At 70.9% G+C, this 5,887-nt stretch carries 4 protein-coding genes and 1 pseudogene; 3 read left to right on the top strand and 2 right to left on the bottom strand.

Annotated features, from left to right (window positions below; all coding sequences use genetic code 11):
- Together AQJ91_RS51985 and AQJ91_RS12040 are read left to right on the top strand one after the other, a co-directional pair.
- Positions 1–126 (top strand): annotated as a pseudogene (locus AQJ91_RS51985) (sulfate adenylyltransferase subunit CysD); the annotation flags it as partial.
- A gap of 2 nt (positions 127–128) precedes the next feature.
- The gene (locus AQJ91_RS12040) at positions 129–1,346 is read left to right on the top strand and encodes a sulfate adenylyltransferase subunit 1 (RefSeq protein WP_067019545.1); all 1,218 of its coding nucleotides are present in this window, start codon (positions 129–131) and stop codon (positions 1,344–1,346) included.
- Between the two features lie 362 nt (positions 1,347–1,708).
- Here the strand turns inward: AQJ91_RS12040 and AQJ91_RS12035 are convergent, their stop codons facing one another.
- Both AQJ91_RS12035 and AQJ91_RS12030 read right to left on the bottom strand, forming a co-directional pair.
- Positions 1,709–4,024, bottom strand: a complete 2,316-nt coding sequence (locus AQJ91_RS12035; protein ID WP_067019542.1) for a bifunctional salicylyl-CoA 5-hydroxylase/oxidoreductase — start codon at positions 4,022–4,024, stop codon at positions 1,709–1,711.
- The gene (locus tag AQJ91_RS12030; RefSeq protein WP_067019539.1) at positions 4,009–4,836 is read right to left on the bottom strand and encodes an enoyl-CoA hydratase family protein; all 828 of its coding nucleotides are present in this window, start codon (positions 4,834–4,836) and stop codon (positions 4,009–4,011) included. Before AQJ91_RS12030 ends, AQJ91_RS12035 begins: the two co-directional genes overlap by 16 nt.
- A 330-nt stretch (positions 4,837–5,166) precedes the next feature.
- Between AQJ91_RS12030 and AQJ91_RS12025 the strand changes: the two genes are divergently transcribed.
- Positions 5,167–5,619, top strand: coding sequence for an ATP-binding protein (locus AQJ91_RS12025; RefSeq protein WP_067019536.1), 453 nt, complete (start codon positions 5,167–5,169; stop codon positions 5,617–5,619).
- Positions 5,620–5,887 lie beyond the last annotated feature (268 nt).

Genomic DNA, 5,887 nt, shown 5'->3' with positions numbered 1-5,887 from the left:
GACACCATCGAGAAGGTGATCGCCGAGATCGCCGCGTCCCGGCTCACCGAGCGCGGCGCGACCCGTGCCGACGACAAGCTCTCCGAGGCCGCGATGGAAGACCGCAAGCGTGAGGGGTACTTCTAACCATGAGCACGACCATCGACACCCTCCGTTTCGCGACCGCCGGGTCCGTCGACGACGGCAAGTCCACGCTCGTCGGACGGCTGCTGCACGACTCCAAGTCGGTGCTCGCCGACCAGTTGGAGGCCGTGGCGCACGCCTCCCGCAACCGGGGCCAGGACGCTCCCGACCTGGCGCTGCTGACCGACGGCCTGCGCGCCGAGCGCGAGCAGGGCATCACGATCGACGTGGCGTACCGCTACTTCGCGACCCCGCGACGCCGGTTCATCCTCGCCGACACGCCCGGCCATGTGCAGTACACCCGCAACATGGTCACCGGCGCCTCCACCGCCGAGCTGGCGATCATCCTGGTCGACGCCCGCAACGGCGTGGCCGAGCAGACCCGCCGCCATGCCGCCGTGGCCGCCCTGCTCCGAGTCCCTCATGTCGTCCTCGCCGTCAACAAGATGGACCTGATCGGGTACGAGGAGAAGGAGTTCGACCGCATCGTCGAGGACTTCGCGGGCCACGCCGCCGAGTTGGGGCTGCCCGGCTTCACACCGATCCCGGTCTCGGCGCTCGTCGGCGACAACGTCGTGGAGCGTTCGGCGCACATGGACTGGTACCAGGGCCCGGCGCTGCTGGAGTACCTGGAGGATGTTCCGGTGGGCGCAGAGGCTGCTGACGCCCCGGCCCGCTTCCCGGTTCAGTACGTCATCCGTGACGGCGAAGTCCGGTACTACGCGGGCCAGTTGGTGTCGGGCACGCTGCGGGTCGGCGACCGGGTCACCGTCCACCCGTCCGGTGAGATGTCCGAGATCACCGGCATCGACGTGCTCGGCTCGGAGACGGACGTGGCGTTCGCGCCGCAGTCGGTCAGCGTGCGCCTCGCCGACCAGCGGGACGTCTCGCGCGGCGACACGATCACCGCCGGGGTCGACGTCCCGGCGCTCACCCGGGACGTACGGGCGGCCGTCTGCCATCTGGCGGACCGTCCTCTGCGGGTCGGCGACCGTGTCCTGGTCAGACACACGACGCGAACCGTGAAGGCGATCGTCAAGGACCTGGAAGGTGCGGCCCAGCTGTCCGCGAACGACCTGGGCCGGATCGCCCTGCGCGCCGCCGAGCCACTGGCGCTCGACGACTACGCGGTCTCCCGACGCACGGGGGCGTTCATCCTCATCGATCCGGCAGACGGCGCGACGCTGACCGCGGGGATGGCCGAGCTCAACTCCCGGGACTGAGCCGGGGTTTGGCGGCATCCGTCCGTCCCGGTCCGGGGACGACGGCTGCCGCCGGGATCAGGGGGTGACGGCAGTCCCGTGGCGGAGGCGCCCCACAGCCGCCATACGCTCGCCCCCCGTCCCCGCTGACACCGAGCTCGACTCCCAAGGCCGAGCCAGGGTTGGGCGCCGCCGTCCGCCCGGTCTGCGGACGACGGCTGCCCGTGCGGTGCGGCGCCGAACAGACGACGCCGGGGCCCTCGTGTCCTTGCTCGGCCGCCCGTACGACCCGCCGGATCAGGGAGTGGCGGCAGTCCCATCGCGGGAGCGCCTACGGCCGCCAGTCAACCGTCCGCGTGCCGAGTCGGCTGCTGACGCCGAACTCAGCTCCCAAGGCTGAGCCTGGGTTTGGGGGCATCCGTCCGCCCCGTCTGCGGACGGCGGCTCCCCGCCCGGTACGGTGCCGGCCAGGCGACGCCGGGGCCCGCGTAGCCCTGTTCGGCAGCCGCGTGCAGTGTCCAGTGCGGGTCGTAGAGGTGCGGGCGGGCGAGTGCGCACAGGTCCGTGCGGCCCGCCAGGATCAGGGAGTTGACGTCGTCCCAGGAGGAGATCGCGCCGACCGCGATCACCGGGACGCCGGTCTCGTGCCGGATACGGTCCGCGAACGGCGTCTGGTACGACCGCCCGAACTCCGGACGCTCGTCCTCCACGACCTGCCCGGTCGAGACGTCGATGGCGTCGGCGCCGTGCGACGCGAAGGCGCGGGCGATCTCCACGGCGTCCTCGGCCGTCGTGCCGCCGTCGGTCCAGTCGGTGGCGGAGATGCGGACGGTCATGGGCCGCTCCTCCGGCCATACGCTCCGTATCGCGTCGAAGACTTCGAGGGGGAAACGGAGCCGTTTCGCGAGCGAGCCGCCATAGGCATCCGTGCGCTGGTTGGTCAGCGGGGACAGGAACCCGGACAGCAAGTAGCCGTGCGCGCAGTGCAGTTCGAGCAGGTCGAAGCCGGCGCGGGCGGCACGCCAGGCCGCCGCCGTGAACTGTTCGCGGATGTCGGTGAGTTGGGCACGGGAGAGGGCGCGCGGGGTCTGGCTGTACGGCTTGTACGGGAGCGGGGATGCGGCCATCAGCGGCCAGTTACCGTCCTCCAGCGGCTCGTCGATGCCCTCCCACATCAGCTTGGTCGAGCCCTTACGGCCGGAGTGGCCGAGCTGGACGCCGATCGCGGTGCCCGGCGCCTGCGCGTGCACGAAGTCGGTGATCCGCCGCCAGGCCTCGCCCTGTCTGCCGTTGTAGAGGCCGGTGCAGCCGGGCGTGATCCGGCCCTCGGGGCTGACGCACACCATCTCGGTCATCACCAGCCCGGCGCCGCCTAGGGCCCTGGCCCCCAGGTGGACGAGGTGGAAGTCGCCGGGGAGGCCGTCGGTGGCCGAGTACATGTCCATCGGCGAGACGACGACCCGGTTGCGCAGGGTCAGACCGCGCAGCCGGAGCGGCGTGAACATGGGAGGCGTGCCGGTTGGGCAGCCGAACTCGCGCTCGACCGATGCCGTGAAGTGGGCGTCGCGCAGCCGCAGGTTGTCGTGGGTGACGCGGCGGCTGCGGGTGAGGAGGTTGAACGCGAACTGGCGGGGCGGCTGGTCGAGGTAGCGGCCGAGGTTCTCGAACCACTCCAGACTGGCGCGGGCGGCGCGCTGGGTGGAGGCGACGACCGGCTTCCGCTCCTCCTCGTAGGCCGCCAACGCGTCTTCCAGCGACGGCTGTTCCTCCAGGCAGGCCGCCAGTGCGAGGGCGTCCTCGACCGCGAGCTTCGTACCGGAGCCGATGGAGAAGTGGGCGGTGTGGGCGGCGTCGCCGAGCAGGACCACGTTGGCGTACGACCAGCGCTCGTTGACGACCGTACGGAAGGTGGTCCACGCCGACTTGTTGGAGCGCAGGGGCCGGCCACCGAGGGCGTCCGCGAAGATCTTGGCGCAGCGGTCGATCGACTCCTGCTCGTCGAGTTCGTCGAACCCGGCTGCCCGCCACACCTCCTCGCGCATCTCGACGATCACGGTGGAGGCGTCGGCGGAGTAGGGGTAGCCGTGCAGCTGCATCACGCCGTGCTCGGTCTCGGCGACCTCGAAACGGAAGGCGTCGAAGGCGAAGTCGGCGGCCAGCCAGATGTAGCGGCAGTGGTGTGAGGCCACATGGGGGCGGAACACATGGGCGTAGGCCTCGCGGGTGCTGCTGTGCACGCCGTCGGCGGCGATGACGAGGTCGTACGTCTCTGCCAGCCAGGCCGGGTACGGCGCCTCGGAGCGGAACCTCAGCTCTACGCCGAGGGAGCGGCAGCGCTCGTGAAGGATCTCCAGGAGGCGGCGGCGGCCGAGGGCTGCGAAGCCGTGTCCTCCGGAGGTCTGGCGGGTGCCTCGGTGGACGATGTCTATGTCGTCCCAGCGGGTGAAGTGCTGTTGTAGGGCCTCGTAGACCACGGGGTCGGCGTGTTCTATGCCGCCGAGGGTTTCGTCGGAGAGGACTACTCCGAAGCCGAAGGTGTCGTCGGGGGTGTTGCGTTCCCAGACGGTTACTTCTCGGGTGGGGTCCAGGCGTTTGAGGAGGGCGGCGGCGTAGAGGCCGCCGGGGCCTCCGCCGACGACCGCGACGCGTACGACACCGCCCCGCGCCCCTGGGGTTGGCATGGTCACCGTCCCTGCCATTTTGGCCGGCGCTTCTCTGTGAAGGCGGCATGGAACTCTGCGTAGTCCTCGCCATTCATCAGGAGGGCCTGGGTCGCTGCGTCCAGTTCCACCGACGCCGACAAAGGCATGTCCAGTTCGGCCGTCAGCAGGGCCTTTGTCTGGGCGTATGCCAGGGCGGGGCCCTCTGCCAGGCGGTGGGCCAGGGACTGTGCTGTCTCGTCTGCGCGGCCCTCGTCCGCCAGTTCACTGATCAGGCCGATCCGTTCGGCCTCCGGGGCCCGTACCGGCTCGCCCAGCATGAGCAGGCGGGTCGCGTGGCCGAGTCCTACGACCCGGGGCAGCAGGTATGCGGCACCCATGTCGCCGCCGGACAGGCCGACCCGGGTGAAGAGGAAGGAGAACCGGGCGCTCGGGTCCGCCACCCGGAAGTCGGCTGCCAGGGCGAGGACGGCCCCGGCGCCCGCGGCCACGCCGTGCACCGCGGCGATCACCGGGAACGGGCACTCCCGTACGGCCCGTACGACCTGCCCGGTCATCCGGTTGAAGTCGAGGAGCTGGGCGGTGTCCATGGCCAGGGTGGCGCCGATGATCTCGTCCACGTCGCCGCCGGAACAGAAGCCGCGCCCCTCGCCGGCCAGGACCAGCGCGCGCACCGTCCGCTCCCGGGACAGCTCGGCGAGCAGGTCGCGCAGGTCTGCGTAGGCGCCGAAGGTGAGCGCGTTGAGTTTCTCGGGGCGGGCGAGGGTGACGGTGGCGACGCCGTCCGTGAGGTCCAGACGGAGATGGCGCCAGCGTGCGGTCCGGGCGGCGGAGCCGGTGAAGGGACTCATGACGGGTGCGGCCTCCTCGGGCGGACGGCGGGCACTGCCTCACTGAGCTCTACCCTCGAAGCTATCACCGATCCATGACTGTCGTCACGACTACGCTATAGACCTTCTCGATCCGCGACAGACCTTCTCGATCCTGCCGCGACCTGGCCCCGTCACATCCGTCACGGCTCGTCCACACCCGTGTAACGGCGGGATCAGCCGTGCGAGGCGGGGCGTTCACCCGGGTAAGCCGCCCGACATCGGGGTCGAAGGTCCCGAACGGTGCCCGTCGGACGCCTCTGCCGGGCGGCGCCGTACCATTCATAAGGTTGAAAGCAGGACAGCCTGCTCATGAACGGACCCACGTTGCACGAACGCCCCGCCGCCTCCGCCTCCTGGCGCATCGCGCTGCCGCACACCGCCGCGGCGGTGCCCGTCGCCCGCGCACTGGTCCGTACGGCGCTGGCCGAGGTGGAGCATGCCGCCGACAGCGACACCGTGGAGCTGCTCACGGCGGAGCTGGTCGCGAACGCGGTGGAGCACACCGCCGGGGACGGCCCGATAGAGCTCGTGGTGGAACTGCTGCCGACCGGCTGCCAGGTAGAGGTGCACGACGCGGACCCGGCGCCGCCCGGCAATCTGACCCGGCCCGCCGAGGCCGAGCCCGATCCCTGGCAGGAGCACGGGCGCGGCCTGCTGCTGATCCGCGCCCTCAGCTCGTCCTGCGGCCACCGCCCCACCGAGTCGGGCAAGGCGGTGTGGTTCAGGCTCCCTGTCGTTCCGCGTCAGTGGCGTCGGACGTGACCGTCGTCGTCAGGCAGTCGCGGCGCCGATAGCTAGGGGGTGTTTCGAAAGTCCCGCACAGCACCCACGGCGCCCGGCACGCTCCCCCACTGCCTTAAGGGCGCGGGAGGTGCCCCCACTCGCCGCACCGGCCGAAAGCCCAAGTACATCCAGTACGAGGACTTCCGGCCGGCACGCCGAGAGCACGCACCGGACACCGCGGGCACCGCACAGGACTTTCGAAACACCCCCTAGTGCCCCAACAGGCAACGTTCGCCCCGTCGCGACG

It is taken from the genome of Streptomyces dysideae (genome assembly GCF_001514305.1).
GTDB classification, from domain to species: domain Bacteria; phylum Actinomycetota; class Actinomycetes; order Streptomycetales; family Streptomycetaceae; genus Streptomyces; species Streptomyces dysideae.
The sequence above is the reverse complement of the archived record's forward strand: the minus strand, read 5'-3'. Positions and strand labels throughout refer to the sequence as shown.